The organism is Microbacterium sp. A93, assembly GCF_051842835.1.
This window is the reverse complement of the sequence record NZ_JBPXMT010000001.1, coordinates 644,123-669,493: the sequence shown is the minus strand read 5'-3', so window position 1 is coordinate 669,493 and position 25,371 is coordinate 644,123. Positions and strand designations below refer to the sequence as shown.

The window sequence follows — 25,371 nt, the reverse complement described above, 5'->3', positions numbered from 1 at the left end:
TCACACGGATGGACGAGTCTAAACAAAGAAGGAGAGACCTCTTGGAAGGTCCTGAAATCACTGCCGCCGAGGCCGTTCTTGACAACGGCCGTTTTGGCACCCGCACCATCCGCTTCGAAACCGGTCGCCTTGCTCAGCAGGCACAGGGTTCGGTTGCGGCATACCTCGACGGCGAGACGATGATTCTCTCCGCTACCAGCGCTGGCAAGCACCCGCGTGAGGGCTTTGACTTCTTCCCGCTGACCGTTGACGTTGAAGAGCGTTCCTACGCAGCAGGCAAGATCCCCGGTTCGTTCTTCCGTCGTGAGGGTCGCCCCTCGACTGAGGCGATTCTGGTTTGCCGCCTGATCGACCGTCCGCTGCGTCCGTCGTTCGTTGACGGTCTTCGCAACGAGGTCCAGGTTGTCATCACTGTGCTGTCGATCGCTCCTGGCGAGTACTACGACGCACTTGCGATCAACGCGGCTTCCGCGTCGACGCAGATCTCGGGACTGCCGTTCTCCGGTCCCATTGCCGGTGTGCGCCTCGCGCTCATCCCCGGCCAGGGCGAGAACGCCGACCAGTGGGTCGCGTTCCCGAACGAGGCTCAGGTCGCTGAAGCAGTGTTCGACCTGATGGTCGCCGGTCGCGTCGTCAAGAAGTCTGACGGCACCGAAGACGTCGCGATCATGATGGTCGAGGCAGAGGCAACTGAGAACAGCTGGAACCTCATCAAGGGCGGCGCAGTCAAGCCGAACGAAGAGGTTGTCGCCGGTGGCCTCGAGGCCGCCAAGCCGTTCCTCAAGCAGCTCGTCGAGGCGCAGGCCGAGATGGCTTCACACTCCTCGAAGGCTCCTGGCGTCTACCCGGTCTTCCCGGCGTACGAGCAGGGCACGTACGACTTCATTGCGGCGTCCGCGAAGGCTGACCTCGAGAAGGTCTACCTGATCGCCGACAAGATCGAGCGCCAGACTGCCGATGACCAGGTCAAGGACCGCGTCAAGGCTGAGGTTGCTGCTGCTGTCGAGGCTGGCACGCTGCCGGCATCCGCCGCTGGTGAGGTCTCTGGTGCATACAAGTCGCTGACGAAGACGATCGTCCGCGGCCGTGTCCTGGCTGAGGGCGTCCGTATGGACGGCCGTGGCCTTGCTGACATCCGCCCTCTGGACGCTGAGGTGCAGGTCATCCCGCGCGTTCACGGATCGGCGATCTTCCAGCGCGGCGAGACTCAGATCATGGGTGTCACCACGCTGAACATGCTCAAGATGGAGCAGCAGATCGACTCGCTGTCTCCGACCACGAGCAAGCGCTACATGCACCACTACAACTTCCCGCCCTACTCGACCGGTGAGACCGGCCGCGTTGGTTCGCCGAAGCGTCGCGAGATCGGGCACGGCTTCCTTGCCGAGCGCGCTCTCATGCCGGTTCTGCCGAGCCGCGAGGAGTTCCCGTACGCGATCCGCCAGGTGTCTGAGGCTCTCAGCTCCAACGGTTCGACGTCGATGGGTTCCGTCTGCGCATCGACCCTGTCGCTGCTGAACGCGGGTGTGCCGCTGCGCGCAGCCGTCGCCGGTATCGCCATGGGCCTTGTCTCTGACGAGGTTGACGGTCAGACGCGCTACGCCGCTCTCACCGACATCCTGGGTGCAGAAGATGCTCTCGGCGACATGGACTTCAAGGTTGCAGGTACCAGCGAGTTCATCACCGCGATCCAGCTCGACACGAAGCTCGACGGCCTCCCGTCTGACGTCCTCACCGGCGCACTGACGCAGGCCCGCGACGCGCGTCTGACGATTCTCGGTGTCTTGAACGCTGCGATCGACACGCCCGACGAGATGGCGCCGACCGCGCCTCGCGTCATCAGCGTGCAGATCCCCGTCGACAAGATCGGTGAGCTGATCGGCCCGAAGGGCAAGACGATCAACGCGATCCAGGATGAGACCGGCGCTCAGATCTCGATCGAGGAAGACGGCACCGTGTACATCGGTGCTGTCGACGGCCCGTCGGCTGAGGCCGCTCGTGCCCAGGTCAACGCGATCGCTAACCCGACCAACCCCGAGATTGGCGAGCAGTTCCTCGGAACCGTCGTGAAGATCGCATCGTTCGGTGCGTTCATCTCGCTGCTGCCTGGCAAGGACGGCCTGCTGCACGTCACAGAGGTGCGCAAGCTCGCCGGTGGCAAGCGCGTGGAGAACGTCGATGACGTACTCTCCGTCGGCCAGAAGGTCCTCGTCAAGATCACGAAGATCGATGACCGCGGCAAGCTGTCGCTGGAGCCCGTCATCGACGGTGCTGCTGCAACAGATGCTGCGCCCGAGGCGGAGTCCGCTGACGCGTAAGTCATAGACGTCGGCCCGGTTTCTGCTTCTCGAGAGCGGAAACCGGGCCTTCTTCGTATCTGAAGTGATCAAAACGTTATGAGAACTTTGCCTGACGTTACCTGTAATTGCAGGCGACGTCACCGTTCTCGTTTACCCTCGAAGTACGCACCGGGGGGTGCATGCATAGCTCGCAGGTCTCCACCGGTAGACAGGCGCGGAGGTGGATGAAGGATGCGATTGTTCAGCGCAGGTGCCGCTGCTCAGCCCGAGAGCGCGCAGGAGTATCCATTGGAGCATCCTTCTGCGCCGATTCCGGTCGTGGGCCCAGGCATTGGCGAGAATATTCGCGTGCCGATCGGTGAGACCGGCATCGAGACATTCCCGCTCATGCTCGGAGCCGCAGAGTTCGGCTGGAACGTCGATCTCGAGACCAGCCATGCGATCCTTGACCGTTACATCGAGTTCGGTGGCAATGCGGTTCACACCGCTGACGGATTCTCCGGCGGACGCAGCGAGCACATCATCGGCCAGTGGCTTCGCTCCCGCGGTCTTCGCGATCGGGCGGTGCTGAGTGTTCGCATCGGCGCTCACGCTGACAACCCCGGCCTTGGCTCCACCAACCTGGTGCGAGCGGTCGAAGGCTCACTCACCAGGCTGGGGGTCGAGCGCATCGACGTGCTCTACCTCGACGCCACGCTCGATGCGACAACGAACCTCGAAGACACTCTTTCGACCGTCGAGTGGCTCAGAGACGCCGGCAAGATCGGTGCGCTGGGGGCCTTCCGCTTCGCTCCGGAACGGCTTGTGGAAGCCCGTATCCTCGCATCGGCCGGTTACCCGCGCATCGAGGTTCTGGATGAGCCGTACAACCTCATCAGACGCGAGGCGTTCGAGGGAGATCTGAGACTCGTCGCCGGGGCTCAGAGCCTGGCGGTCACGCCTTCGCACGCGCTGGAGCACGGATTCCTCTCCGGCCGTCACCGTAGCAAGGCGTTGGTTTCACAGGGTGTGCGAGGCGATCAGTTGCGTGGGCACCTGAACCGCCGCGGCATCCGGATTCTTCGTGCGCTGGACCAGGTTGCCTCTGAACTCGCAGCTCCCGTCGCAGCCGTGTCGATCGCGTGGCTGCTTGCGCAGCGCACCATTGCCGCTCCCATCGTCAACACGTTTGCGACGCAGCACGTGGAGGAGTTGATGCAGGGCGCTGGCATCAGCCTTTCTCGTACGCAGATCGCGGAACTCACGCGCGCCGGAAACTGATTCGTCTCGGTTCATAGCCCGCTGCTCACAGGCGTGGCATAGGGTGGAATGACGCCTGGGCGAAAGCCGACGACGAATTGAGTAGTTTGTGACGCATTACATTTATCTGGTCAGACATGGCGAGCATCAGGATGCCGAGTATGGCATCGACGACGGACCCCTCTCGTCGAGGGGGCAGCGACAGGCGGAGTTGATCGCCGACCGTCTCTCCGGTCTTCCACTTGACCGCGTCTGGCATTCCCCGCTGCTGCGTGCGACCGAGACTGCACGCGCTATCGCCGAACGGCTCCCGTCTGTTGATCCTGAGCCTTCTGCCCTGCTGTTCGACTGCGTGCCCACCGGTATGACGGCAGAGACGCCGTCAGTCTACGAGCCCTTCTTCGGCTCGATCACGGATGCGGAGATCGAGGCCGGCAGCGCTCAGATGGCGGATGCTGTGAACGAGTTCCTCGTCCGCAAGCAGGGCGATGTGCACGAGGTGTTGATCACTCACAACTTCGTGATCTCATGGTTCGTGCGCGAAGTGCTCGGCGCACCGGAATGGCGTTGGATGACGCTGAACCAGGCACACTGCGGGGTGACGGTGATCGCTCAGAAGCAGGGCCGGCCCTGGACGCTGATCAACCACAACGATCTTGGGCATCTGCCGGTCGAGCTGCGCACCGGCCTGCCGGATCCGATTCCGGTCTGAGCTGACGCTCGTAGCTGCTTACGGGACCAGCTGCTTACGGGACCAGCGACTTACGGTACCAACGGGTCGCGTTGGGGTTCTCGTTGTAGCGTTCGATCGATTCGAAACCGCTGCGCGCGTACAGGGCGCCAGCGGCCTCCAGCGTGTGGTGTGTGTCGAGCACGAGCTCACTAGCTCCCCACTCGCGTGCGCGGCGCTCAAGCTCTTCCAGAATCGCGCGGCCCCATCCTTGGCCGCGGGTGTCTGGGCGCAGGAACAGGTGTTTGACCTCATAGCGGATACCGGCGGGGGAGTCTTCGAGACGTCGGATGCCACCGCATCCCACCGGTGCACTGATCGGTCCTGCCAGGAGGAACACTCCGGTCGGAGGATCAAACGCCGACGCCGTAGGAAACGTCGGCGTGTAGCTGCCGCCGGGGAACTCCGCGGCACGAAGAGCGAAGTACTCGACGAGGATTGCGTGCGATTGTGCAGCGGTGGGCGACGCGGGGCGGAACTCAAGCATGGATCAACGCTACTCGTGTGTCTGGGTGCTGCCGTGCGCCTGGTACGCGAGCAGCGCGGGCGTAAATAGACTGGGTCCATGACCAAGCAGGTGGCACTTGTCGGCAGTACAGGGAAGCTCGGGACGATCATCAAACAGGTGATTGATGAACTTGAGGGCTTCGAGGTGACGCGCGTGCTCTCCTCCTCGAGTGATCTTGCCGAACTCGCGGGCGTAGATCTCGTCGTGGATGCGTCGACACCGCAGGTGAGCATCGATGTCGTTCGCACGGCTGCGGACCTCGGCATCAACGTGCTGGTCGGCACCTCCGGATGGTCAGCCGAGCGCATCGCGCTGGTGCGTCCGTTGGTGCAGGCTGCGGGAACCGGCGTGGTCTTCATTCCGAACTTCTCGCTGGGGTCGGTGCTCGGCTCCGCGTTGGCCGCGGCGGCGGCTCCGTTCTTCTCCTCTGCGGAGATCATCGAAGCCCACCGTGACACCAAGATCGATTCGCCCAGTGGCACGGCTGTGCGAACGGCCGAGCTCATTGCTGCGGCTCGCGTGGATCAAGGGCCGGTCAACGCACCTCACGCCGATCAGCGTGCGCGTGGGCAGCAGGTGGCGAGTGTTCCGATCCATTCTTTGCGCCGCCCCGGCGTGATCGCTCGTCAGGATGTCATCCTCTCCGGACCGGGCGAATCACTCACGATCACCCACGACACGGTGGAGTCCGCGCAGGCTTATGCCCCGGGCATCCGTCTCGCGGTTCCGTTCGCGGCAGAGGCCCGCGGGGTCATTGTGGGCCTGGAGAACATGATCGACATCGGAATTCAGGCTCGTTCATGATGACGCGCATCTGGGTCGGGCTGATCGGTGCTGCCCTGGTTCTCTATTTCATTCTCATGGGCCAGAAGGCGGTGCTGTTCATCGCGAGCGGCGACCCGGTCGGCATTGCAATGGGTGTTGCGCTGATCGTGCTTCCTCTGATCGGAGTCTGGGCGCTCGTGCGCGAGATCCAGTTCGGCGTGCAGGCAGAGCGACTCGGCACCACGCTCAACGCCGAGGGCGGTATGCCTGAAGCCGAGACGGAGCTCACACCCAGTGGTCGTATCGCCAAGGCAGACGCGGAACCGCTCATTCAGCGGTACATCGCTGAAGCTGATGCGGCATCGGATGACTGGCGTGCGCGGTATCGACTGGGTGTGGTTCAGGATGCTGCCGGCCGCCGCAAGGACGCGCGCGCCAGCATCCGAGCCGCGATCACCCTCTCCAAAAACTAAACGCGAGACTTCACCACTGTCACCGAAATCGAGAGATTTCGTGACAGTGGTGAAGTCTCGCGGGCGGTGATAAGGCGCGTTAGGCCAGCGTCGCCTCTAGGGTGATGGTGATGCCGGAGAGCGCCTGCGAGACAGGGCAACCGGTCTTCGCGCCCTCGGCGATCTCCTGGAACTGCTCCTGCGTCAGGCCGGGAACGGTGGCATTGACGTTCAGGTGGCTGCCGCTGATGCCCACGCCGGGCGTGAAAGTGACCGATGCGCTGGTGTTCACGTGCTCCGGCGGGGTGCCGTTTTCGCTCAGTGCGTGCGAGAGCGCCATGCTGAAGCATGAGGCGTGGGCTGCCGCGATGAGCTCTTCTGGCGTCGTCGTGGTGTCAGAACCCTCGCTGCGGGCCTTCCAATTGATCGGGAAGGTACCGAGGTTCGAAGACGAGAAGTGCACGGTTCCTGAACCCTCGGCAAGGGATCCGGTCCAGGTCGTGTTGGCTTCACTGGTGACAGGCATGATTCCTCCAGGGTTGTGGCGGGTTGTTGAGCCAGCCTATCCATCCCGAGCCATACGGGGAACCGCTGCTTCAGGCGGCCGGAGCCGCCCTACCGATGACTCCAGCACGCTGCAGCAGTAGATAGATCTGGCAGCCCAGGCAGAATGCGAAGGCTGCGTTGAGGAACGCAGCGATGAAGGCGGCGCCCGCGGCGATCGGCAGCGCCCACGGCACGCCGATCAGGTGGAGAAGTAAGCCGATCGTGACGACGGCGAGGCCGATGCCCTGCGCGAACCGCGGCGGGCGCGGGTCTTCCAACTCGGTGGGGGCGGCGAGTCGCGGTCGTACGAATCGGCGGAAGATTGCACCCCACGGGGCGGTGCGCGGTGAAATGACACCCCAAAGGAACAGCAGCGCGATGATCGCGAGCAGCAGGAAGCCGGGGTCGAGGATGCGCTGCAGCACACTCGCGGACTGGATCGCCCAAGTACCTCCGGGAGTGAACGTGGATCCGTTGGAGGGCATGATCGCGAACCATCCCGCGGAGGCCCGTGCGGTCGACACCCCGATCAGGCTGAGCACGAGCGCGACAAGTAGCAACGCCGAGGTAATTGTGGCTGCGAAACGCGGGCCCCTCGGGTCGATTCCGGTGGGGTGTGTCATCTCTGCTCCTGTGTCCGAACGGCGGGGATGGTCGAGAGTGCGTCTTCGATCGCGCGACGGTCCGGCACTCCACCCCAGCGCGACTGCACCGCGCCGGATGCGTCGACGAGGAAGGTGGTTGGCGTCTGGAGTACGTGATAGTGCGTGGCGAGATCGTTGCGGTTCGTCAGATCGATCTCGACATGAGTGACACCGTCATCGGTGTCGGCGATCGCGGTGAGCATGCGACGCACCTGCGGGCAGCGTGCGCACAACTCGGTGCTGAACTGCACGAGGGTGGCACGGGATGCGAGCGCCTTACCCGGCAGATCTTCGCGGAGTACCAGGAGATGCCCGCCCGAGCGCCTGCGGCCATCCTGCGCGCGCAGGATCACACCGGACACGATCGCAAGCACGACGACAGCGCCAGCGATGAGGAGGGCGGTGGAGACGGGCATGTCCTGAGGATAACCGCCACACCGCGGACAGGGCCGATATGACGGACAATGACGGGAACGAGCGCCCTGACTCCGCCGCGGGGAGCTGTGATCCCGGTATCCTGGCAGACATGAGTGCAGCCGTACCGACGCCGTATGAAGACCTCCTCCGTGATGTGCTCGAGCACGGCACACACAAAGATGACCGCACCGGAACCGGAACCACGAGTGTGTTCGGCAGGCAGATCCGCTTCGACCTGTCGAAGGGGTTCCCGCTGATCACGACGAAGCGCGTGCACTTCAAGTCCATCGCCTATGAGCTGCTCTGGTTTCTGCGTGGCGACTCCAACGTGAAGTGGCTGCAGGATAACGGCGTCTCGATCTGGGATGAGTGGGCGGATGCCGACGGCGATCTGGGCCCGGTCTATGGCGTGCAGTGGCGTTCCTGGCCGACTCCCGACGGCGGCCACATCGACCAACTGTCCCAGGTGATCGAGCAGATCAAGGCGACTCCGGACTCCCGACGCCTGATCGTGTCGGCCTGGAACCCCGCTGACATCCCAGACATGGCGCTCGCTCCGTGCCATGCGCTGTTCCAGTTCTACGTGGCCGACGGCAAACTCTCCTGCCAGCTCTACCAGCGCAGCGCAGACATGTTCCTCGGCGTGCCGTTCAACATCGCAAGCTACGCGCTGCTGACCATGATGATTGCGCAGCAGGTAGGGCTCGAACCGGGCGACTTCGTGTGGACCGGTGGCGACTGCCATGTCTACGACAACCACATCGAACAGGTGACTGAGCAGCTGAGTCGTGATGCGTACGCGTTCCCGACACTCCGCTTCGCTCGCACGCCCGAGTCGGTGTTCGATTACGACTTCTCGGACTTCGTCATTGAGGACTATCAGCACCATGCTCCGATCCGCGCGGTGGTGGCCGTATGACCTGGGTCGGCCTGATTTGGGCTGAAGCTGCGGGTGGTGTCATCGGCGCCGAGGGTGGGATGCCGTGGCACGTGCCCGAGGACATGGCGCACTTCAAAGAGGTCACGCTGACCGCACCGGTCGTGATGGGGCGCAAGACCTGGGATTCGTTGCCTGAGCGCTTCCGGCCGCTGGTAGGGCGCGAGAACATCGTGGTCACACGTCAGCAGGACTGGGCTGCCGACGGTGCGCGCCGGGCGGCCAACGTCGCCGAGGCCGTGCGCGGGCTTGAGCGAGTGTGGGTCATCGGCGGTGCGGAGATCTACGCGCAGGTCATCGCTGGCGCCGATCGGCTCGAGATCACGGAGATCGACCTCGAGGTCGCCGGCGACGCCTACGCGCCGCCGAAGGCCGGTTGGCGACTGACATCCGAGGGGGAGTGGCAGACCTCGCGCACCGGCATCCGCTACCGCTTCCTCGGATACGAGCGCTGATGCCCACCGCTCTCATCACAGGTGCCAGCGCGGGTCTGGGGGAGGAATTCTCCCGTCAGCTCGCGGCACGAGGAGCCGACCTCGTCCTGGTCGCGCGCTCGGTCGAGACGCTCGAAGACCTCGCTGCAGAACTGCGTGAGTCCCACGGGATCTCCGTCGAGGTGCTGGCGGCTGATCTGGTGATCACGGATGATCTGGCTCGTGTCACGGCGCGCATAGTTCAGCCGGAGCAGCCGATCGATCTGCTCATCAACAACGCCGGTTTCGGGCTTCCGCTGCACTTCGCGGATAACCCCATCGAGGATGAAGTGCGTCATCTGCGCCTCCATGTAGAGGCGCCCCTGCATCTCATGCACGCCGCGCTCGGCGCGATGCGCGGACGCGGCGGACGCATCATCAACGTCGCCTCGGTGGCCGGATTCATCTCACGTTCGACCTACTCCGCATGCAAACAATGGCTCATCGGGTTCAGCCGTTGGGCGAATGCCGAGTATGCACGTGACGGCGTCACGGTCACGGCGCTGTGCCCCGGATTCACACACACGAACTTCCACGAGCGAATGGGCCTGGCTCCTGGCCGCGAGGGAATCCCCGCGATCGGATGGCTGCACGCGAAGGATGTCGTAAGTGTTGGCCTCCGCGATGCTGCGCGTGGCAATGCGGTGTCGGTGCCGTCGCTGCGCTACAAGATCGTCGTGGCACTCACCAAGGTGCTGCCCACCGCGCTCACCGCGGGCGCAGCGCGCCGCGGGCGCGTCTGATCAACTTTCCTCCGGCTCAGCGGAACCTTCCGAGATGGATGCCGGCATACGCCAGCGCAGCAACCGTCTCACCGTCGCTGATTCGACCGTCGGCGACCATGGCCAGCACATCACTGAACGGCACCCAGGAGACGTCTTCGATTCCCTCCGCGTCGCGGGCATCGAAGCGGGCATCGTCGTTTGCAGTGTGGACGCCGCGGGCAAGGAATACGTGTTCGGGAGCCACAGTGACGCCGTTCAGCGCGTTCATCGTGCCGATCATGGTCCACTCATCGGCCCGCAGTCCGGTCTCTTCGCGCAGTTCGCGCTGCGCGGCGAGCAGCGGATCCTCGCCGTCGCTGCCGCCGGCCGGAACCTCGATCGACCGGCCTACCGTGTAGCGATCGAGCGTGACGAGACATATTCGGTCTTGATCATCGACGGCGACGATGAACACGGCAGGATGCCGAAGCGTCACCACCCCGTAGATGCCGTCGCCGGCAGGGCCAGTCACCGCATCCTCACGCACTGAGATCCAGGGGTTCTCGTACACGAGCCGGGAGTCGTTGGTCTGCCACGTCATGACCGCGAGCATATCCGGAGCGAAGCGAGCGCCCCTGAACCTATACGCTGGGAGTATGACGCACTCGGGCAATCCTTTCGGACAGGTTCTCGTCGCGCTCGTCACTCCGATGACGGCCGATGGTGAAGTCGATTGGCCCGCCGTCGAGAAGCACATGGATTCCGTCATCACCGCTGGTGCAGACGGAATCGTTGTGACGGGCACGACCGGCGAGACCTCGACACTGACGGACGCCGAGAAGCTCAAGCTCGTCGAGGTCGGAAAGTCCGTCGCCGCGGGCCGCGCCAAGATCATCACCGGCGGTGGCTCCAACGAGACCGCGCACGCGATCGAGCTTTACAAGGCCAGCGAAAAGGCCGGCGCCGACGGCATCATGATCGTCACGCCGTACTACAACAAGCCCACGCAGGCCGGCATCCTCACGCACTTCCGCCTCGTTGCAGACGCCACCGACCTGCCTGTGATCCTCTACGACATCCCCGGCCGCACCGGTGTGCCGATCAAGTACGAGACGATCCTGCGCCTGGCTAATCACCCGAACATCCTCGCGGTGAAGGACGCCAAGGGCGACTTCAGCGAGGTCAGCCGCGTGCTGAACCAGACCGACCTGATGTACTTCTCCGGTGATGACGCGAATGCGCTTGCGCACTTGGCCATCGGGGCGACCGGCCTCATCGGTGTCACGGCGAACATCACCGCAACCCCGTACCGCACGATCGTGGATGCCGTGAACCGCGGCGATCTCGCCACGGCTACGGCTGAGCACAAGCGGCTCGAGCCGCTGGTGCGCGCCACGATGACGCACGTACCTGGCACCGTGTCAGCGAAGTACATCTTGCATGGCCTCGGCCGTATCACCAGTCCCCGCGTCCGCTTGCCACTGGTGGGGCCGGAGGAGTGGGAAGCCGCGATCATTGAAGACGAGCTCTCGCTCGTCACCGGCGTTCCCGGCGCGGACTTCTCGAATTTCCGTCCCGATCGCAACGCCGCCGCCGGCGGTGCCCTGCCCAAGGTGCACGGCACAACGCGCTGATAAGCGCCCAGAAAACGAGTGCGCCCAACGCGTGCGCTAAAAACGCGTCACAAGTATGAACGGACATCAGAACTGTCCGACTGAGGAGACAAAATGTCCATTCCGCTAGCCGATGCAGCGCCCCTCGCCGAAGGGACCCTGCGCGTCATCCCGCTCGGCGGTCTCGGTGAGATCGGTCGCAATATGACCGTGTTCGAGTACGACGGGAAGCTTCTCATCGTGGATTGCGGTGTGCTCTTCCCCGAAGAGCACCAACCAGGTGTCGACCTGATCCTGCCGGACTTCGACCCGATTCGTGATCGCTTGGACGACATCGTCGGCGTCGTTTTGACGCACGGGCACGAAGATCACATCGGCGCAGTGCCGTACCTGCTGCGGCTGAAGAAAGACATTCCACTGATCGGCTCCGGCCTTACTCTCGCTTTCATCGAGGCGAAGCTGAAGGAACACCGAATCAAGGCGTTCACCCTCACTGTGACCGAGGGACAGCAGGAAAAGGTCGGCCCGTTCGATCTTGAATTCGTTGCGGTCAACCACTCGATTCCGGATGCTCTTGCCGTCGCCATTCGCACTCCCGCGGGTCTCGTGCTGGCCACGGGTGACTTCAAGATGGACCAGCTGCCGCTGGACGGCCGTCTCACGGACCTTCGCGCCTTCTCGCGTCTGGGGGAGGAGGGCATCGACCTCTTCCTGGTGGACTCGACCAACGCCGACGTCCCCGGATTCACTCCGACGGAGCGGTCCATCGGGCCGGTTCTCGATCAGGTGATCGCCAAGGCGCCACGTCGCGTCATCGTCGCCAGCTTCTCCAGCCACGTACACCGTGTTCAGCAGGTGCTGGATGCCGCGCACTCGAACGGACGCCGGGTGGCACTGCTCGGCCGCAGCATGGTGCGCAACATGACCATTGCTGAAGATCTCGGGTACCTGAAGGTGCCGGACAACGTCCTCATCGATTACAAGAAGGCACGCGATCTGCCGGACGACAAGATCGTCTACATGTCGACGGGCTCACAGGGCGAGCCGATGGCTGTCCTGAGCAGGATGGCGAACATGGACCATGCGATCGAGGTCGGTGAGGGTGACACCGTCATTCTCGCGTCGAGCCTCATCCCCGGTAACGAGACTGCGATCTATCGCGTGATCGACGGGCTCACCAAGCTGGGCGCGAACGTCGTGCACAAGGCGAACGCCAAGGTGCACGTCTCCGGTCACGCCACCGCGGGCGAACTGCTGTACTGCTACAACATCCTCAAGCCCAGGAACGTGCTTCCGGTGCATGGCGAGTACCGACACCTCATCGCCAACGCGAAACTCGCTCAGGAGACCGGCGTCCCGGCCGAGAACACCATCATCGCCTCCAACGGCACGATCATCGACCTCAAGGACGGCGTCGCCAAGGTCGCTGGACAGCTCGATATCGGCTTCGTCTACGTCGACGGCTCGACCGTCGGCGAGATCACGGATGCAGACCTCAAGGATCGCCGGATCCTCGGCGAAGAGGGCTTCATCTCTGTGATTGTCGTGGTGGATGCCACTACCGGACGCATTATCAGGGGTCCGGAGATCCAGGCCCGCGGCGTGGCCGAGGATGACTCTGTGTTCGACGATGTGGTGCCGAAGATCGCCGCGGCGCTTAAAGAGGCATCCGGCAACGGAGTGCGTGACACGCACGCGCTGTCACAGATCGTTCGTCGCACGATCGGCCGCTGGGTGAACCAGAAGTTGCGGCGTCGTCCGATGATCGTTCCGCTCGTCATCGAGGCCTAGCCGATTCGGCAGAAAGCCGCGTCATTACGCGGCAATGTCGGTGCCCGAACGTAGTCTTCAAGTATGGCCAGGAGTACCCCGAAGACCTCGCGCGCGTCCGAGAAGCCTCCGACGCGCGCGTCCGAGAAACCCGCGTCTGCGAAACCTCCGACGCGCGCGAAGGCACAGGCGGCCCCGAAGAAGTACGTCGACGAGGTCGATAAGCCGGCGTTTGCCGTGCGTGCGTGGGTCGGTATGGCACATGGCGTCGGTGGGCTTTTCCGCGCGTTCGGGCCCGAATCGTTGGAGAAGGATCAGCGTCGCGATGGCTTTCCGCTGCTGCTGGTGCTGCTGGCATGCCTCGGCGCAGTCAATGAGTGGTTCTTCATCGGCAACGAGATCGCGCAGAACATCAGCGCCTACTCGGTCGGCGGCCTGATCGGGCGCACCGCATTTCTGATGCCGGTGCTGCTGCTCGTGCTCGCGGGATGGTTGTTCCGGCATCCGTCTTCGGTGCACGACAACGGTCGTATCGGTATCGGCTTCGGGTTATTCGTCCTTTCGCTCGCCGGTATCTGCCACATCGCGGGTGGTCGACCGGAACCGAAAGAAGGCATGCCCGCGCTGAGCGCGGCGGGTGGGCTTTTCGGTTGGATGCTGGGGGAGCCGCTGTCCTACCTCACCGAGATCGTCGCCTATATCGTCTTGGCGCTGCTGGCCGCGCTCAGCATCCTGATCATCACGAAGACGCCGCCGAACCGCATCGGTGCCCGTCTGGGAGACCTGTACGCGTGGATGTTCGGGGCCGAGCGCGCCGAACCCCAGCCCGAGAAGGCTGTCGAAGAGGTTTCTAGCAACGAGACGGATGATTCGCTTCCCTGGTGGCGGCGAAACAAGACCGGTAGAGAAGAAGACCCCGACGAGGGGTTGGGCTCGCAGGATCTCACCGAGTTCTTGCTACCGACAGACAACATGCCGATTGAGAACCGCGGTGCCCATAACAGTCCCGCCGCGACCACGCCGGTGGACAAAACTGCCTACGATCAGTCGATCATCGTCGCGGATCCATCGGACCCATCGGATGCCGCGACCGAGATCCTCACCGATCTTCAGGGCGTCACGGCCGGTCTCGGCGCGCAGGGATCCACTGCGCTACTAGACGACTTCGGTGACACCGGTGAACAGCCGGAGCTTCCTGGACTCTCTGGCTTCGGCACCGAGGGCCCAGGCGATCGTGGCCTGCATGCTCCGAGTGCTCCGTACATTCTTCCGTCGCCGAATGTCCTGAGCGCCGGACCACCGTCAGTGGCACGCTCCGAGGCGAACGACAAGATCGTTGAGCAGATCACCAGCGTGCTGTCGCAGTTCAAGATCGATGCGAAGGTGACGGGCTTTTCCCGTGGCCCGACGGTGACGCAGTACGAGGTAGAGGTCGGCCACGGCGTCAAGGTCGAGAAGATCACGCAGCTGAGCGCCAATATCTCGTACGCCGTCGCATCGAATGATGTGCGCATCCTTTCGCCGATCCCCGGAAAGAGCGCCATCGGCATCGAGATTCCGAACACTGACCGGGAGACGGTCGCCCTGGGCGATGTCATCCGATCGCAGGCAGCCATTAAGAGTGCGCACCCGATGACGGTCGGCGTCGGCAAGGACGTCGGCGGTAACTTCGTCGTCGCCAACCTCGCCAAAATGCCCCACCTTCTGGTTGCCGGTTCCACTGGTTCTGGTAAATCCAGCTTCGTCAACTCAATGATCACGAGCATCCTGATGCGCGCCCGTCCGAGCGACGTGCGCATGGTGCTCATCGACCCGAAGCGGGTGGAGCTCACCAGCTACGCAGGCGTGCCGCATCTGATCACACCCATCATCACGAACCCGAAGAAGGCGGCGGAAGCCCTGCAATGGGTCGTGAAAGAGATGGACATGAGGTACGACGACCTCGCGTCGTTCGGCTTCCGCCACATCGACGACTTCAACAAGGCTGTTCGCGCCGGTGAGATCGTGCTTCCCGTTGGCAGTGAGCGGGTGCTCAAGCCGTACCCGTACCTTCTCGTCGTTGTCGACGAGCTCGCCGACCTCATGATGGTCGCCCCGCGTGACGTGGAAGACTCGATCGTTCGCATCACGCAGCTTGCTCGTGCCTCCGGCATCCACCTGGTGCTCGCCACGCAGCGACCGAGCGTCGATGTCGTCACCGGGCTCATCAAGGCCAACGTGCCATCGCGACTCGCGTTCGCCGTGACCAGCGTCACCGACAGCCGAGTGATCCTCGACAGTCCAGGAGCAGACAAGCTGATCGGCCAGGGTGACGCCCTGTTCTCACCGATGGGCTCCTCCAAGCCTTTCCGGCTCCAGGGCGCGTGGGTCGAGGAAAGCGAGATCGACGCAGTCGTCAAACACGTCACGGCGCAAGCCCGACCTGACTATCGCCCGGACGTGCAGGAAGCGCTCGAGCCGACCAAGAAGAAGGAAGTCGACGAGGACATCGGTGATGACCTTGAAGTGCTTCTTGCCGCGGCCGAGCTCATCGTTTCCTCCCAGTTCGGTTCGACGTCGATGCTGCAGCGCAAACTGCGTGTCGGCTTCGCGAAGGCCGGACGTCTGATGGACCTGCTGGAGTCTCGGGAGATCGTCGGCCCGTCCGAAGGGTCGAAGGCGCGCGATGTGCTGGTGGCGCCGGAACAGCTTTCGGCTGTCATGGCGCAGCTGCGCGGCGACGGTGAGCCGGCCGCGTCCAACGTGCCGCCCGTCGCTCAGTCCGCGCCAGCGATGCCTGCCGCTCCGGTGGCACCTGCGTACGATCCGATCGAGGCGCAGTTTGAAGGGCTTCCGGTGGTGCACGAAGATGACGGCGACGATGGCGACGAAGACGCCTGGGGATTGACGGGGCGCGACTGATGGCGATTCCACGGCAATTGCCGAACGCGATCACGATCGCACGCATCCCGCTGGCGCTCGTCTTCTTCGTGCTCCTCCTGATCGGCGGCAGCTACGGTCGTGACGACCTGGTCGTTCGCTGGATCGCTGGCGCATTGTTCATTCTCGCGATCTCCACTGACTGGGTCGATGGATATCTTGCACGCAAGTACGACCTCGTCAGTGACTTCGGAAAGCTGTGGGATCCGATCGCAGACAAACTGCTGACCGGTGCTGGCTTTGTCGGACTGGCGATCCTCGGTGAATGGCCGTGGTGGATTGTCGTCGTCATTCTCATCCGTGAGTGGGGTATTACCCTGCACCGCTTCATCGTCTCGAGCAGTCACATCGTTGCCGCGGCGTGGATGGGCAAGCTCAAGACCGTCTTTCAAGCGGTCGCGCTCGGCTGGTGGCTGCTGCCGCTGCATCAGCTGATCGGCATGGACTGGTGGACCGGCGTCGGTGATGTGCTGATGTACGCCACACTCGTGCTGACGATCGCCAGCGGCATCGATTATGTCATCTCGCAGATGCGCGGTACGCGGACGCCGCATGAGTGATGCCGCGGCCCTGGTCCGCGCTCTTCGGGAGCGCGGCTGGACTCTCGGCATTGCCGAATCACTCACCGGCGGTGCTCTTGCCGCCGAGGTCGTATCCGTTCCAGGCGCCTCGGCTACGTTGCTCGGGGCAGTGGTGGCATACGCCACGCCGCTCAAGGCCTCATTGCTCGGTGTGGATCCTGCGCTGCTTGACGAGCACGGCCCCGTGCACGCGCAAGTGGCGCAACAGATGGCCACGGGTGTGCGCCGCGCCGTCCAAGTCGAAGGTCGACCGGCAGATGTCGGAATTTCGACGACGGGCATAGCCGGACCAGAATCGCCCGATGAGCAACAAGTGGGAACCGTACACATCGGCATCGCGACACCGCTCGGCGTACGCGCCTACGCGTTTCAGTTCGATGGTGATCGCGCGGCAATACGCGCGCAGACGGTGGATGCGGCAATCGATGCCCTGGTGCAACAGGTACGGGAATAGTCGAGTGCAGGCGACCGTTGTCTCTAATGTGCCAATGAAAGACGTGCTCACAACCAAAGCACAGCGTGAAACGGTAGCGTTTTCATCAGAGAGTCGGGATAGACTGGCGATCCATTTGGATGAGGCTCCGTTGCGGGGACTGGAGAGGAGGTTCCGATGATTCTTGTACGACAGGAAATCGGCGATGTACTGAGGGACTTCCGCCTGCAGAAGGGGCGTACGCTCCGGCAGGTCGCGAGTAAGGCTTCGGTGGCGCTCGGATACCTCAGCGAGGTTGAGCGTGGACAGAAGGAAGCATCCAGCGAGATTCTCGCTTCGGTTGCTGAAGCTCTTGACGTACCCATCTCCCTGATCATGCGCGAAGTCGGCGACCGGATGTCTGTGCTCGAAGGCATTCAGGTCTTCCCGGATGTTGTCCCGGATGACCTCGTTGCATCGATCGAGCCTGAGCTCTCGCTGCACTGATCAACTTCGATGCGACGTAGCGAGTTTCTTCGTGCGGTCGAACTTGAGTTCGGTGCGCGCGCATCCACTTTGACGACCGATCTCGTTCTCGACGCGCTGGGTAATCGTTCAGCGCTGGAAGCGCTGGATGCAGGTCTGCCGCCCCGCGACATTTGGCTTGCGCTCTGCGTCGAGGCGGATGTGCCGGCGGAACGGCGTTACGGCGTCGGCCGACTGGAGTCGCGAAAGCGCTGAGAGCTCAGGTCCTCTGCGCGTACCCGGCACTCAAAATAATCGGCGTGTCGTCGAATATCTGTTCGAAGTACGCGTAGTGTTCTGCACAAGTGGTTTCGAGGTGTTGTTTTCCACCGTTCCTGGGATCTCCGACGCAATGTCTGAGGTTCCTCCTACGGTGAAGACAGGCCGAAAAGCCATACGCCTTGTCGGAGAGTTCACCCCAGTTGGGGTGGCCGCGACAGCCTACAGGCGGCACCATGCGAACACGAGGAGCACGTCATGCCATCACCCGCAGACCGCGAGAAGTCCCTGGAATCAGCTCTCGCCCAGATTGACCGGCAGTTCGGAAAGGGCTCGGTCATGCGACTGGGTAGTGATGAGCGCGCACCTGTTGCCATCATTCCGACCGGATCCATCGCTCTCGATGTCGCTCTCGGTATCGGTGGCCTTCCGCGTGGCCGCATCGTTGAGATTTACGGCCCGGAGTCATCGGGTAAGACCACTCTGACCCTGCACGCGATTGCCAATGCGCAGCGCGGGGGCGGTATCGCTGCCTTCATCGACGCTGAACACGCGCTTGACCCTGAGTACGCGAAGAAGCTGGGCGTCGACATCGATGCTCTGCTGGTGTCACAGCCCGATACGGCTGAGCAGGCACTCGAGATCGCCGACATGCTGGTGCGTTCCGGCGCCATCGACCTCATCGTCATCGACTCCGTCGCGGCCTTGGTGCCTCGCGCCGAGATTGATGGCGAAATGGGCGACTCGCACGTGGGTCTGCAGGCGCGACTCATGTCGCAAGCGCTCCGCAAGCTCACGGGTGGTCTGAGCCAGACGAACACCACGATGATCTTTATCAACCAGCTGCGTGAGAAGATCGGTGTCTTCTTCGGCTCGCCTGAAACGACCGCCGGTGGAAAGGCGCTGAAGTTCTACGCCTCGATCCGTTTGGATATTCGCCGTATCGAGACGCTGAAGGACGGCACCGACGCCGTCGGAAACCGTACGCGCGTCAAAGTTGTCAAGAACAAGATGGCGCCGCCGTTCAAGCAGGCGGAGTTCGACATCCTCTATGGCATCGGCATCTCGCGTGAAGGCAGCCTGATCGACTTCGGAGTCGAGCACACCATCGTGAAGAAGTCCGGCTCGTGGTACACCTACGATGGCGACCAGCTGGGGCAGGGCAAGGAAAACGCGCGTAACTTCCTGATCAAGAACCCTGACATCGCGCTGAGTATCGAGACGAAGATCAAGCAGAAGCTCGGCATTGGCGGTGCTTCCGTTGAGGATGCTCCGGCCTCCGCTGACGAGCTGGCAAAGCGTCGTCCGGCCTGATGTCTGATTCGAATGGGGGCGAGGATCGCCTCGCCCCCATCATTCCTCTCTTCGGCGGGCAGGTTGAGGTTGAAGCTGACGTAGAAGCTGACGTAGAAGCTGACGTAGAAGCTGACGTAGAAGCTGACGTAGAAGTTGACGTTGACGAGGATGATGACAAGATCCGCAGCTCGGCAGAAGAAGCTCTGGTCCGAAAACTTCGAGCGCGCTCGCTTTCGATCTCTGAAGCTCGGCAGGTTCTTCGCGGATATGCGCTGAGCGCCGCGCAGGTTGACGACGTCATCGAGACTTTCTGCCGTCGGGGATATCTGAACGATGCGGCGCTGGCTGAACAGCTCGTGACCTCCGGCGTTGAGCGGAAGGGGCAGGGGCGCGTGGCGCTTTCACGCGCTCTTGCGCAGCGTGGCGTCTCTCGTGAGGCCATTAGCACCGCGCTGGGAGAGCTTCCCGATGACGATGCGCAACGGGCGCTCGAGTTCGCTCGCACGAAGGCGCGTTCGATGTCTCGATTGGACTTCGAGACTGCGTTGCGCCGGCTCGTCGGGCAGCTGGCTCGCCGCGGTTACGGCGGTTCTGTCGCTACGACCGCTGCACGGACAGCGCTGACCGAGTCCTCCCCGGGCACCCCGACCAGAGGCGTGCGGTTCGTCGATTCCGAGTGATGCTCTTGAACACTTCGGAGATAGTCGCAGATTCCGCTCGTAGAATGGGGTCACCATGACTATTCCGCGCAGTGAACCGACGATCATCACGGCCTCGTCGGCGGCCGTCGACGCCGACGGACATCAGCGAACCTACGAAGTGCGCACCTTCGGATGCCAGATGAATGTGCACGACTCCGAGCGTCTTTCGGGCTCGCTCGAAAGTGCAGGCTATCTCCGAGCAGACGACGGGGCTGAGGCTGACATCGTCATCATCAACACCTGCGCTGTTCGTGACAACGCGTCCGGCAAGCTCTACGGCACTCTCGGTCACCTGGCGTCGGTGAAACGACGCAAGGAGGGCATGCAGATTGCGGTCGGTGGGTGTTTGGCGCAGATGGACAAAGACACAGTGCTCGACAAGGCGCCCTGGGTTGACGTCGTGTTCGGCACGCACAATATGGGTTCGCTGCCCAGCCTGCTTGAGCGCGCGCGTCACAACGGTGAAGCTGAGTTGGAGATCCTGGAATCTCTCGAGGTGTTCCCCTCAACGTTGCCCACCAAGCGTGATTCTGCCCACAGCGGCTGGGTATCGATTTCTGTCGGCTGCAACAACACGTGCACGTTCTGCATCGTCCCTAGCCTGCGCGGCAAGGAGAAAGACCGCCGCCCAGGCGACATCCTGAACGAGATCCGACTGCTTGTCGAAGACGGCGCAATCGAGGTCACGCTTCTCGGCCAGAACGTCAACTCCTACGGCGTCGAGTTCGGCGACCGCCACGCATTCGGCAAGCTGTTGCGCGCAGCCGGCCAGATCGACGGTCTGGAGCGCATTCGCTTCACGAGCCCACATCCGGCCGCCTTCACCGATGACGTGATCGATGCGATGGCAGAGACACCTAATGTGATGCCTCAGCTGCACATGCCGCTGCAGTCCGGCAGCGATCGCATTCTGAAGGCGATGCGACGCTCGTACCGCAGCTCGAAGTTCCTCGGCATCCTCGACACGGTGCGCGAGCGCATTCCGAACGCGGCGATCACCACTGACATCATCGTGGGCTTCCCCGGCGAGACCGAAGAAGACTTTGAAGACACGATGCGAGTGGTCGAGCAGGCACGTTTCGCCAGCGCTTTCACGTTCCAGTACTCCATACGCGAGGGCACTCCCGCAGCCACCATGGAGGATCAGATCCCGAAGGCAGTGGTGCAGGAGCGGTACAACCGTTTGCTCGCCTTGCAAGCTCGTATCGCGCTCGAAGAGAACGAGAACCAGGTAGGTCGCGAAGTCGAGGTGCTGGTCGCCAACGGTGAAGGGAAGAAGGATGCTGAGACGCACCGTCTGACCGGTCGGGCCGAAGATAACCGTCTGGTGCATTTCGAGGTCACGCCTGGGTCGGATCTTCCTCGACCCGGTGACGTCGTTACCGTGAAGATCACACACGGCGCCCCATTCCACCTGCTCGCCGATGACCCGACCGGTGCGCCGCTGCGCATCAGGCGCACGCGTGGCGGTGACGCCTGGGATCGCTCGCTGGCGGAATCCTGCGGCATTCCGACACCTGCGGGCGCGCCAGGCGCGCCTGGCGCGCCGCGTGCGGTGTCGCTGGGTCTTCCCACGCTGCGCGTCGGTGTCTAGTCTCGAGCCGCGCCTCTGGGCGATCGTCGGGGCGACGGGCACGGGAAAGAGCGATCTCGCGCTGAACCTCGCTGAGACACTGCGTGAGCGCGGCAATCCCGCTGAGATCGTCAACGCTGATGCCATGCAGCTGTACCGCGGCATGGACATCGGCACCGCCAAGCTTCCGGTCGCTGAGCGCCGTGGCATCCCGCACCATATGTTCGACGTGCGCGAGGTGGACGAGGAAGCCGCGGTCGCCTGGTACCAGCCACTGGCCCGGACCGCGATCTCCGACATCCAGCGGCGAGGCGGCGACGCGATTCTGGTCGGCGGTTCCGGGCTGTACGTATCGAGTGTCATCTTCGATTTCCAGTTCCCCCCGCGCGATCCTGCGGTACGCGAGCGACTTGAACGCGAACTCTCGGAGCACGGCAACGGTGTGCTTTTCGCACGTCTGCAGGAGGCGGATCCCGCGACTGCGGCGCGTATCGACCCGAAGAACAGTCGTCGCGTGATGCGGGCGTTGGAAGTCATTGAACAGGGCGCCCAGACACACGGTGCGGCTCTGCCGGACAAACCCCAGCTCTGGCACGCGGCCACACGCATCCTTGGCCTGCATGTCGAACGCACCGAGCTCGTCGAGCGCCTTGACCGCCGAGTGGAACGGATGTGGCAGCAGGGGATGATGGGCGAGGTCGCTCTGCTGCGCGAAGCAGGGCTGGAGCGGGGTACGACCGCGCCGCGAGCCATCGGTTACGCCCAGGCACTGGCGCAACTGGCGGGGGAGAAGTCAGAGGCAGACGCGATCGCCGAGACTCAGGCGCTCACGCGACGCTACGCACGCCGTCAGGTTTCGTGGTTCAAACGCTATCCGGACCTGGAATGGGTCAGCCCTGGAACGGATCCCGCGGACGTGATCTGACTGATGTCGGTGGTGGATGCGAGCATCCTTGTATGGCGACTCACTATTTCACCGCGTCCAGCCTCGACGGTTTCATCGCGACGACAGATCACTCACTCGATTGGCTCCTGAAGCAGGATGTCGATCCAGACGGCGCGATGGCCTATCAGCAGTTCGAGAAGACGATCGGCGCGCTGGCGATGGGAGCTTCCACCTACGAATGGGTGCTGGAGCATGAGCAGGGCGAATGGGGTTACACCCAGCCCGCCTGGGTGTTCACACATCGCGACCTTCCCGTGCCGGATGGCGCGGAAGTGACGCTCACTCAGGCGCCCATCGCCGAGGTCCACGCAGCAATGACGGCAGCTGCGGGGGAGCAGGATCTCTGGATCATCGGTGGCGGTGACCTGGCAGGGCAGTTCGCCGACGCCGGCCTGCTCGATGAGGTCTGGGTGCAGTTCGCTCCGGTTACCCTCGGAGCAGGGCCCCCGCTGTTCCCACGCGCGCTCGATCTCGAGCTTTTAGACGTGGCCCGCAACCGAGATTTCCTCTGCGGGCGTTACCGAGTGTCGCGTCGGACACCGAACACGAAGTAGACGGCGGGACCGATCCAGTTCACTAAAATGACGGGGATCCAGGCGGGTTTCGGACCCCGGAGCTGCTCGTCCGCCCGATGTGCCAAATCCCAGAACGCCACAGCTGCGAAGGCGACCTGCACGATTCCCAGCACCGCGAGCGCCGCTTTTCCCGCCGGGCTCACCTGGCTGATGTCTTTCTTCTTGCGTCCCATGTCGTCCTCCTGACTCCATCCTCGACCTCAGCCGCTCCGCGCGCCAGACTGATCGCCGACATCGATCCGACGACTGTCTGATTCTCTAGACTGTTCCCATGGTCGCATTCACCAAGGGACATGGCACCGGCAATGACTTCGTCATCATTGCCGACCCGGACGGCGAGTTAGAACTCACCGCCGAGCAAGTGGCTGCGCTCTGCGACCGGCACTTCGGCATTGGCGCAGACGGAGTGCTGCGGGTCGTCCGTTCTGCCGCGCTGCCTGAGGGGGCCGCCTCCCTGGCAGAAGAGCCGGCAGCCAAATGGTTCATGGACTACCGCAACGCCGATGGATCCATCGCCGAGATGTGTGGCAACGGTGTTCGCGTCTTCGCGCACTATCTGGTGCGCGCGGGTCTCGCGACGATTGAGCCGGGCTCCACGCTTCCGATCGGAACGCGTGCAGGTGTTCGAGACGTCACGACCAGTAGCAACGGCTACCAGGTTGATCTCGGACGCTGGCGTCTTTCTGGAGATGACCCGCTCGCGAAGGCACGCGGTCTGGCTGTTGCCCGCCCTGGCCTCGGCATCGACGTGGGCAACCCGCACGTGGTGGTCGCCTTGGCTTCCGAGGAAGAACTCGCCGGCCTTGAACTCGAGTACATCCCCGAGCTCGAGCCTGCGCTGCCGGCCGGAGCCAACGTGGAGTTCGTTGTGCCGGGGGAGCCCCTCGTGCGTGATGGCATCGGCCACGTCACGATGCGCGTATTCGAGCGAGGCGTGGGCGAGACTCTGAGCTGTGGCACCGGCGTTGCCGCCGCCGCACTTGCCGTGCGTTACTGGGCGGGCGACCGTGCACCCGACAACTGGCGTGTCGAGGTTCCTGGAGGCTCGCTCGGCGTGCGGATGTTCCCCGCAGAGGATGGCGAGCACGTCGCACTCTCTGGCCCCGCGCAGCTCACCTTCTCCGGCGAGGTTGCGCTGGCCTAAGCCCATGCTCTCCGCAGGCATAGACCTGGTCATCTTCGACTGCGACGGCGTGCTCGTCGACAGTGAGGTGCTGTCGGTCGAGGTCGACCGACGCGTGTTGGCAGAGTTCGGATGGCACCTAAATCAGGAACAGATCGTGCACCGGTTCGTCGGCAGGCCGTCGGCCCATTTTCGTGCTGAACTGGAATCTCATCTGGGTCGCGGCCTGCCAGACGAATGGGAAGAGCCATACCTTCCGTGGTACGCCGATGCCTTCGAACGTGAGCTCGTCGCCGTAGCCGGCGTGGAGGAAGCAATCGAACAGATCCCGTGGGCGACGTGCGTCGCATCCAGCGGTCCGCATGAAAAGATCCGTCATACGCTTGGGATCACGGGCCTTCACGCCCGTTTTGAAGGGCGGATTTTCAGCGCCACCGAGGTAGCTGAAGGAAAGCCTGCACCGGACCTGTTCCTGCACGCAGCCGCGCGTATGGGGGTCTCGCCATCGCGGTGCGTCGTCATCGAGGACAGCCGTTTCGGCGTTGCCGCCGCCCGCGCCGCTGGAATGCACTCATTCGGCTACGCGGGCGGTCTCACACCGAGCGAATGGCTGCGTGGAGAGAATACGACGGTGTTCGACGATATGGCTGACTTACCAGGACTGCTCGGACTTCCCGATTATCGATGATTCCGTGGCGAAAAGCGATCAGCGAGCCGCGGTCAACCGACGGTGATCGGCTCCGTTGGCGGGTTGCCGTGCTTGCGCACCTTGATGATCCGATAGCCCTTGCTCGTCGCCGTGCGGAACACGCTGTAATCGGGGTGGAATGTCGCACCGAGCCAGCGTTGAAGTGAATCTGCACCGAGATTGCGTTGCACGACGAGCCAGGCATCGCTGCGCTCGTCTAGCCGGGGGATCCAGCGTTCAAGCATGTCGTGTAGTTCGTTCTTGCCCACGCGGATCGGCGGATTCGAGCGGATCGTCCGGAAGACGACGTCGTCGGGAACATCGTCAGGCCGTACAGCGTTGATGTTAGTAAGTCCCAAAGCCGCGGCATTGCGACGGACGAGATCGAGCGCACGCTCGTTCACATCGACGGCCCACACCGTGGCGTGGGGGGAGGCGAGTGCCATAGTGATACTGATTGGGCCCCAGCCGCTTCCGAGGTCGAGAAAATTGCCGCTCGGAGGTAGCGGAGGCATATTGGCGAAAAGAGCTGCTGTACCGGCATCCAGGCGGTCAGGACTGAAGACACCACCAGCGGTGGTCATCTCCAGTTCTCGACCTGCGAGCGTCAACCGAATGGTCCGCAGGTTCTCCGCACTTGCCGGGGCCGCAGTGAAGTAGTGATCGGACCCCATATGGCGAGCGTACCGGAGTCCGGGGTTAAGGTTAAGGCGCC

29 protein-coding genes are annotated in these 25,371 nt (G+C 63.2%); 22 read left to right on the top strand and 7 right to left on the bottom strand.

The annotated features are described in order from the left end of the window. The first annotated feature begins 41 nt into the window (after positions 1 to 41). From ACSU1G_RS03380 to ACSU1G_RS03370, 3 genes are all read left to right on the top strand, one after another. Positions 42 to 2,318: a polyribonucleotide nucleotidyltransferase gene (locus tag ACSU1G_RS03380; RefSeq protein ID WP_439278475.1), complete on the top strand. Its 2,277-nt coding sequence runs from the start codon at positions 42 to 44 to the stop codon at positions 2,316 to 2,318. Positions 2,319 to 2,531: 213 nt separating this feature from the next. Then, on the top strand, positions 2,532 to 3,560 hold the full coding sequence (locus tag ACSU1G_RS03375) for an aldo/keto reductase (protein ID WP_439278474.1): 1,029 nt from the start codon (positions 2,532 to 2,534) through the stop codon (positions 3,558 to 3,560). A gap of 88 nt (positions 3,561 to 3,648) precedes the next feature. Further along, the gene (locus tag ACSU1G_RS03370; protein WP_439278473.1) at positions 3,649 to 4,251 is read left to right on the top strand and encodes a histidine phosphatase family protein; all 603 of its coding nucleotides are present in this window, start codon (positions 3,649 to 3,651) and stop codon (positions 4,249 to 4,251) included. A 34-nt stretch (positions 4,252 to 4,285) separates the two neighbouring features. On the opposite strand, the gene ACSU1G_RS03365 is transcribed toward ACSU1G_RS03370, so the two are convergent. Further along, positions 4,286 to 4,756: a GNAT family N-acetyltransferase gene (locus ACSU1G_RS03365; RefSeq protein WP_439278472.1), complete on the bottom strand. Its 471-nt coding sequence runs from the start codon at positions 4,754 to 4,756 to the stop codon at positions 4,286 to 4,288. Positions 4,757 to 4,834: 78 nt separating this feature from the next. Here ACSU1G_RS03365 and dapB point away from each other — a divergent pair, with 78 nt between their 5' ends. Both dapB and ACSU1G_RS03355 read left to right on the top strand, forming a co-directional pair. Beyond that, complete coding sequence (gene dapB / locus ACSU1G_RS03360) at positions 4,835 to 5,581, top strand: 4-hydroxy-tetrahydrodipicolinate reductase (protein ID WP_439278471.1); 747 nt, start codon at positions 4,835 to 4,837, stop codon at positions 5,579 to 5,581. Continuing rightward, entirely contained in the window at positions 5,578 to 6,015 is a 438-nt protein-coding gene (locus ACSU1G_RS03355) for a hypothetical protein (protein WP_439278470.1), read from the top strand. The genes dapB and ACSU1G_RS03355 overlap by 4 nt, the downstream gene beginning before the upstream one ends. Positions 6,016 to 6,094: 79 nt before the next feature. Here the strand turns inward: ACSU1G_RS03355 and ACSU1G_RS03350 are convergent, their stop codons facing one another. The 3 genes from ACSU1G_RS03350 to ACSU1G_RS03340 all read right to left on the bottom strand — a co-directional run bounded on the left by ACSU1G_RS03350 (position 6,095) and on the right by ACSU1G_RS03340 (position 7,600). Beyond that, positions 6,095 to 6,520, bottom strand: coding sequence for an OsmC family peroxiredoxin (locus ACSU1G_RS03350; RefSeq protein WP_439278469.1), 426 nt, complete (start codon positions 6,518 to 6,520; stop codon positions 6,095 to 6,097). Positions 6,521 to 6,590: 70 nt separating this feature from the next. Then, the gene (locus ACSU1G_RS03345) at positions 6,591 to 7,163 is read right to left on the bottom strand and encodes a DUF4395 domain-containing protein (RefSeq protein WP_439278468.1); all 573 of its coding nucleotides are present in this window, start codon (positions 7,161 to 7,163) and stop codon (positions 6,591 to 6,593) included. After that, positions 7,160 to 7,600, bottom strand: coding sequence for a TlpA family protein disulfide reductase (locus ACSU1G_RS03340; RefSeq protein WP_439278467.1), 441 nt, complete (start codon positions 7,598 to 7,600; stop codon positions 7,160 to 7,162). Before ACSU1G_RS03340 ends, ACSU1G_RS03345 begins: the two co-directional genes overlap by 4 nt. A 110-nt stretch (positions 7,601 to 7,710) precedes the next feature. Here ACSU1G_RS03340 and ACSU1G_RS03335 point away from each other — a divergent pair, with 110 nt between their 5' ends. The 3 genes from ACSU1G_RS03335 to ACSU1G_RS03325 are packed head-to-tail and all read left to right on the top strand — an operon-like array spanning position 7,711 to position 9,754. Continuing rightward, entirely contained in the window at positions 7,711 to 8,520 is an 810-nt protein-coding gene (locus ACSU1G_RS03335; protein ID WP_439278466.1) for a thymidylate synthase, read from the top strand. Beyond that, the gene (locus ACSU1G_RS03330) at positions 8,517 to 8,993 is read left to right on the top strand and encodes a dihydrofolate reductase (RefSeq protein ID WP_439278465.1); all 477 of its coding nucleotides are present in this window, start codon (positions 8,517 to 8,519) and stop codon (positions 8,991 to 8,993) included. The genes ACSU1G_RS03335 and ACSU1G_RS03330 overlap by 4 nt, the downstream gene beginning before the upstream one ends. After that, on the top strand, positions 8,993 to 9,754 hold the full coding sequence (locus ACSU1G_RS03325; RefSeq protein ID WP_439278464.1) for an SDR family NAD(P)-dependent oxidoreductase: 762 nt from the start codon (positions 8,993 to 8,995) through the stop codon (positions 9,752 to 9,754). Before ACSU1G_RS03330 ends, ACSU1G_RS03325 begins: the two co-directional genes overlap by 1 nt. Before the next feature lie 16 nt (positions 9,755 to 9,770). On the opposite strand, the gene ACSU1G_RS03320 is transcribed toward ACSU1G_RS03325, so the two are convergent. Next, entirely contained in the window at positions 9,771 to 10,316 is a 546-nt protein-coding gene (locus ACSU1G_RS03320) for an NUDIX domain-containing protein (RefSeq protein WP_439278463.1), read from the bottom strand. Between the two features lie 55 nt (positions 10,317 to 10,371). Here ACSU1G_RS03320 and dapA point away from each other — a divergent pair, with 55 nt between their 5' ends. From dapA to ACSU1G_RS03260, 12 genes are all read left to right on the top strand, one after another. Beyond that, positions 10,372 to 11,349, top strand: coding sequence for a 4-hydroxy-tetrahydrodipicolinate synthase (dapA, locus tag ACSU1G_RS03315; RefSeq protein ID WP_439278462.1), 978 nt, complete (start codon positions 10,372 to 10,374; stop codon positions 11,347 to 11,349). 93 nt (positions 11,350 to 11,442) lie between these two features. Then, positions 11,443 to 13,119 carry a ribonuclease J gene (locus ACSU1G_RS03310; RefSeq protein WP_439278461.1) on the top strand — a complete coding sequence of 559 codons (1,677 nt, stop codon included), beginning with the start codon at positions 11,443 to 11,445 and terminating at the stop codon, positions 13,117 to 13,119. A 63-nt stretch (positions 13,120 to 13,182) separates the two neighbouring features. Next, positions 13,183 to 15,999 (top strand): DNA translocase FtsK, encoded by a 2,817-nt coding sequence (locus ACSU1G_RS03305; protein WP_439278460.1) that lies wholly within the window; start codon positions 13,183 to 13,185, stop codon positions 15,997 to 15,999. Then, on the top strand, positions 15,999 to 16,577 hold the full coding sequence (gene pgsA / locus ACSU1G_RS03300; protein ID WP_439278459.1) for a CDP-diacylglycerol--glycerol-3-phosphate 3-phosphatidyltransferase: 579 nt from the start codon (positions 15,999 to 16,001) through the stop codon (positions 16,575 to 16,577). The genes ACSU1G_RS03305 and pgsA overlap by 1 nt, the downstream gene beginning before the upstream one ends. Further along, entirely contained in the window at positions 16,570 to 17,052 is a 483-nt protein-coding gene (locus ACSU1G_RS03295) for a CinA family protein (RefSeq protein WP_439278458.1), read from the top strand. Before pgsA ends, ACSU1G_RS03295 begins: the two co-directional genes overlap by 8 nt. 156 nt (positions 17,053 to 17,208) lie before the next feature. Then, positions 17,209 to 17,517: a helix-turn-helix domain-containing protein gene (locus ACSU1G_RS03290; protein ID WP_439278457.1), complete on the top strand. Its 309-nt coding sequence runs from the start codon at positions 17,209 to 17,211 to the stop codon at positions 17,515 to 17,517. Between the two features lie 9 nt (positions 17,518 to 17,526). Continuing rightward, a complete protein-coding gene (locus ACSU1G_RS03285; RefSeq protein WP_439278456.1) occupies positions 17,527 to 17,751 on the top strand; it encodes a DUF3046 domain-containing protein in 225 nt (74 codons plus the stop codon). A gap of 261 nt (positions 17,752 to 18,012) precedes the next feature. After that, positions 18,013 to 19,068, top strand: a complete 1,056-nt coding sequence (gene recA, locus ACSU1G_RS03280; protein ID WP_439278455.1) for a recombinase RecA — start codon at positions 18,013 to 18,015, stop codon at positions 19,066 to 19,068. After that, the gene (locus tag ACSU1G_RS03275; RefSeq protein WP_439278454.1) at positions 19,068 to 19,730 is read left to right on the top strand and encodes a regulatory protein RecX; all 663 of its coding nucleotides are present in this window, start codon (positions 19,068 to 19,070) and stop codon (positions 19,728 to 19,730) included. The genes recA and ACSU1G_RS03275 overlap by 1 nt, the downstream gene beginning before the upstream one ends. A gap of 55 nt (positions 19,731 to 19,785) precedes the next feature. After that, the gene (miaB, locus tag ACSU1G_RS03270; RefSeq protein WP_439278453.1) at positions 19,786 to 21,345 is read left to right on the top strand and encodes a tRNA (N6-isopentenyl adenosine(37)-C2)-methylthiotransferase MiaB; all 1,560 of its coding nucleotides are present in this window, start codon (positions 19,786 to 19,788) and stop codon (positions 21,343 to 21,345) included. Then, entirely contained in the window at positions 21,338 to 22,249 is a 912-nt protein-coding gene (gene miaA, locus ACSU1G_RS03265) for a tRNA (adenosine(37)-N6)-dimethylallyltransferase MiaA (protein WP_439278452.1), read from the top strand. Before miaB ends, miaA begins: the two co-directional genes overlap by 8 nt. Before the next feature lie 32 nt (positions 22,250 to 22,281). Further along, positions 22,282 to 22,824, top strand: coding sequence for a dihydrofolate reductase family protein (locus ACSU1G_RS03260; protein ID WP_439278451.1), 543 nt, complete (start codon positions 22,282 to 22,284; stop codon positions 22,822 to 22,824). Here ACSU1G_RS03260 and ACSU1G_RS03255 read toward each other — a convergent pair. Then, positions 22,788 to 23,018 (bottom strand): PLDc N-terminal domain-containing protein, encoded by a 231-nt coding sequence (locus tag ACSU1G_RS03255; RefSeq protein WP_439278450.1) that lies wholly within the window; start codon positions 23,016 to 23,018, stop codon positions 22,788 to 22,790. The genes ACSU1G_RS03260 and ACSU1G_RS03255 overlap by 37 nt on opposite strands. 98 nt (positions 23,019 to 23,116) lie before the next feature. Here ACSU1G_RS03255 and dapF point away from each other — a divergent pair, with 98 nt between their 5' ends. Next, complete coding sequence (gene dapF, locus ACSU1G_RS03250; RefSeq protein WP_439278449.1) at positions 23,117 to 23,989, top strand: diaminopimelate epimerase; 873 nt, start codon at positions 23,117 to 23,119, stop codon at positions 23,987 to 23,989. A 4-nt stretch (positions 23,990 to 23,993) separates the two neighbouring features. After that, on the top strand, positions 23,994 to 24,656 hold the full coding sequence (locus ACSU1G_RS03245; RefSeq protein ID WP_439278448.1) for an HAD family hydrolase: 663 nt from the start codon (positions 23,994 to 23,996) through the stop codon (positions 24,654 to 24,656). Between the two features lie 32 nt (positions 24,657 to 24,688). Here ACSU1G_RS03245 and ACSU1G_RS03240 read toward each other — a convergent pair whose 3' ends face one another. Then, positions 24,689 to 25,330, bottom strand: coding sequence for a class I SAM-dependent methyltransferase (locus ACSU1G_RS03240; protein WP_439278447.1), 642 nt, complete (start codon positions 25,328 to 25,330; stop codon positions 24,689 to 24,691). Between the last annotated feature and the right edge of the window lie 41 nt (positions 25,331 to 25,371).

Excerpts from the sequence above, each read along its gene's own strand:
- ACSU1G_RS03375 (WP_439278474.1), top strand. The coding sequence starts at position 2,532 with ATGCGATTGTTCAGCGCAGGTGCCGCTGCTCAGCCCGAGAGCGCGCAG.
- ACSU1G_RS03365 (WP_439278472.1), bottom strand. The coding sequence starts at position 4,756 with ATGCTTGAGTTCCGCCCCGCGTCGCCCACCGCTGCACAATCGCACGCA.
- dapB (WP_439278471.1), top strand. The coding sequence starts at position 4,835 with ATGACCAAGCAGGTGGCACTTGTCGGCAGTACAGGGAAGCTCGGGACG.
- ACSU1G_RS03355 (WP_439278470.1), top strand. The coding sequence starts at position 5,578 with ATGATGACGCGCATCTGGGTCGGGCTGATCGGTGCTGCCCTGGTTCTC.
- ACSU1G_RS03350 (WP_439278469.1), bottom strand. The coding sequence starts at position 6,520 with ATGCCTGTCACCAGTGAAGCCAACACGACCTGGACCGGATCCCTTGCC.
- ACSU1G_RS03345 (WP_439278468.1), bottom strand. The coding sequence starts at position 7,163 with ATGACACACCCCACCGGAATCGACCCGAGGGGCCCGCGTTTCGCAGCC.
- ACSU1G_RS03340 (WP_439278467.1), bottom strand. The coding sequence starts at position 7,600 with ATGCCCGTCTCCACCGCCCTCCTCATCGCTGGCGCTGTCGTCGTGCTT.
- ACSU1G_RS03335 (WP_439278466.1), top strand. The coding sequence starts at position 7,711 with ATGAGTGCAGCCGTACCGACGCCGTATGAAGACCTCCTCCGTGATGTG.
- ACSU1G_RS03330 (WP_439278465.1), top strand. The coding sequence starts at position 8,517 with ATGACCTGGGTCGGCCTGATTTGGGCTGAAGCTGCGGGTGGTGTCATC.
- ACSU1G_RS03325 (WP_439278464.1), top strand. The coding sequence starts at position 8,993 with ATGCCCACCGCTCTCATCACAGGTGCCAGCGCGGGTCTGGGGGAGGAA.
- ACSU1G_RS03320 (WP_439278463.1), bottom strand. The coding sequence starts at position 10,316 with ATGACGTGGCAGACCAACGACTCCCGGCTCGTGTACGAGAACCCCTGG.
- dapA (WP_439278462.1), top strand. The coding sequence starts at position 10,372 with ATGACGCACTCGGGCAATCCTTTCGGACAGGTTCTCGTCGCGCTCGTC.
- ACSU1G_RS03310 (WP_439278461.1), top strand. The coding sequence starts at position 11,443 with ATGTCCATTCCGCTAGCCGATGCAGCGCCCCTCGCCGAAGGGACCCTG.
- ACSU1G_RS03305 (WP_439278460.1), top strand. The coding sequence starts at position 13,183 with ATGGCCAGGAGTACCCCGAAGACCTCGCGCGCGTCCGAGAAGCCTCCG.
- pgsA (WP_439278459.1), top strand. The coding sequence starts at position 15,999 with ATGGCGATTCCACGGCAATTGCCGAACGCGATCACGATCGCACGCATC.
- ACSU1G_RS03295 (WP_439278458.1), top strand. The coding sequence starts at position 16,570 with ATGAGTGATGCCGCGGCCCTGGTCCGCGCTCTTCGGGAGCGCGGCTGG.
- ACSU1G_RS03290 (WP_439278457.1), top strand. The coding sequence starts at position 17,209 with ATGATTCTTGTACGACAGGAAATCGGCGATGTACTGAGGGACTTCCGC.
- ACSU1G_RS03285 (WP_439278456.1), top strand. The coding sequence starts at position 17,527 with ATGCGACGTAGCGAGTTTCTTCGTGCGGTCGAACTTGAGTTCGGTGCG.
- recA (WP_439278455.1), top strand. The coding sequence starts at position 18,013 with ATGCCATCACCCGCAGACCGCGAGAAGTCCCTGGAATCAGCTCTCGCC.
- ACSU1G_RS03275 (WP_439278454.1), top strand. The coding sequence starts at position 19,068 with ATGTCTGATTCGAATGGGGGCGAGGATCGCCTCGCCCCCATCATTCCT.
- miaB (WP_439278453.1), top strand. The coding sequence starts at position 19,786 with ATGACTATTCCGCGCAGTGAACCGACGATCATCACGGCCTCGTCGGCG.
- ACSU1G_RS03260 (WP_439278451.1), top strand. The coding sequence starts at position 22,282 with ATGGCGACTCACTATTTCACCGCGTCCAGCCTCGACGGTTTCATCGCG.
- ACSU1G_RS03255 (WP_439278450.1), bottom strand. The coding sequence starts at position 23,018 with ATGGGACGCAAGAAGAAAGACATCAGCCAGGTGAGCCCGGCGGGAAAA.
- dapF (WP_439278449.1), top strand. The coding sequence starts at position 23,117 with ATGGTCGCATTCACCAAGGGACATGGCACCGGCAATGACTTCGTCATC.
- ACSU1G_RS03245 (WP_439278448.1), top strand. The coding sequence starts at position 23,994 with ATGCTCTCCGCAGGCATAGACCTGGTCATCTTCGACTGCGACGGCGTG.
- ACSU1G_RS03240 (WP_439278447.1), bottom strand. The coding sequence starts at position 25,330 with ATGGGGTCCGATCACTACTTCACTGCGGCCCCGGCAAGTGCGGAGAAC.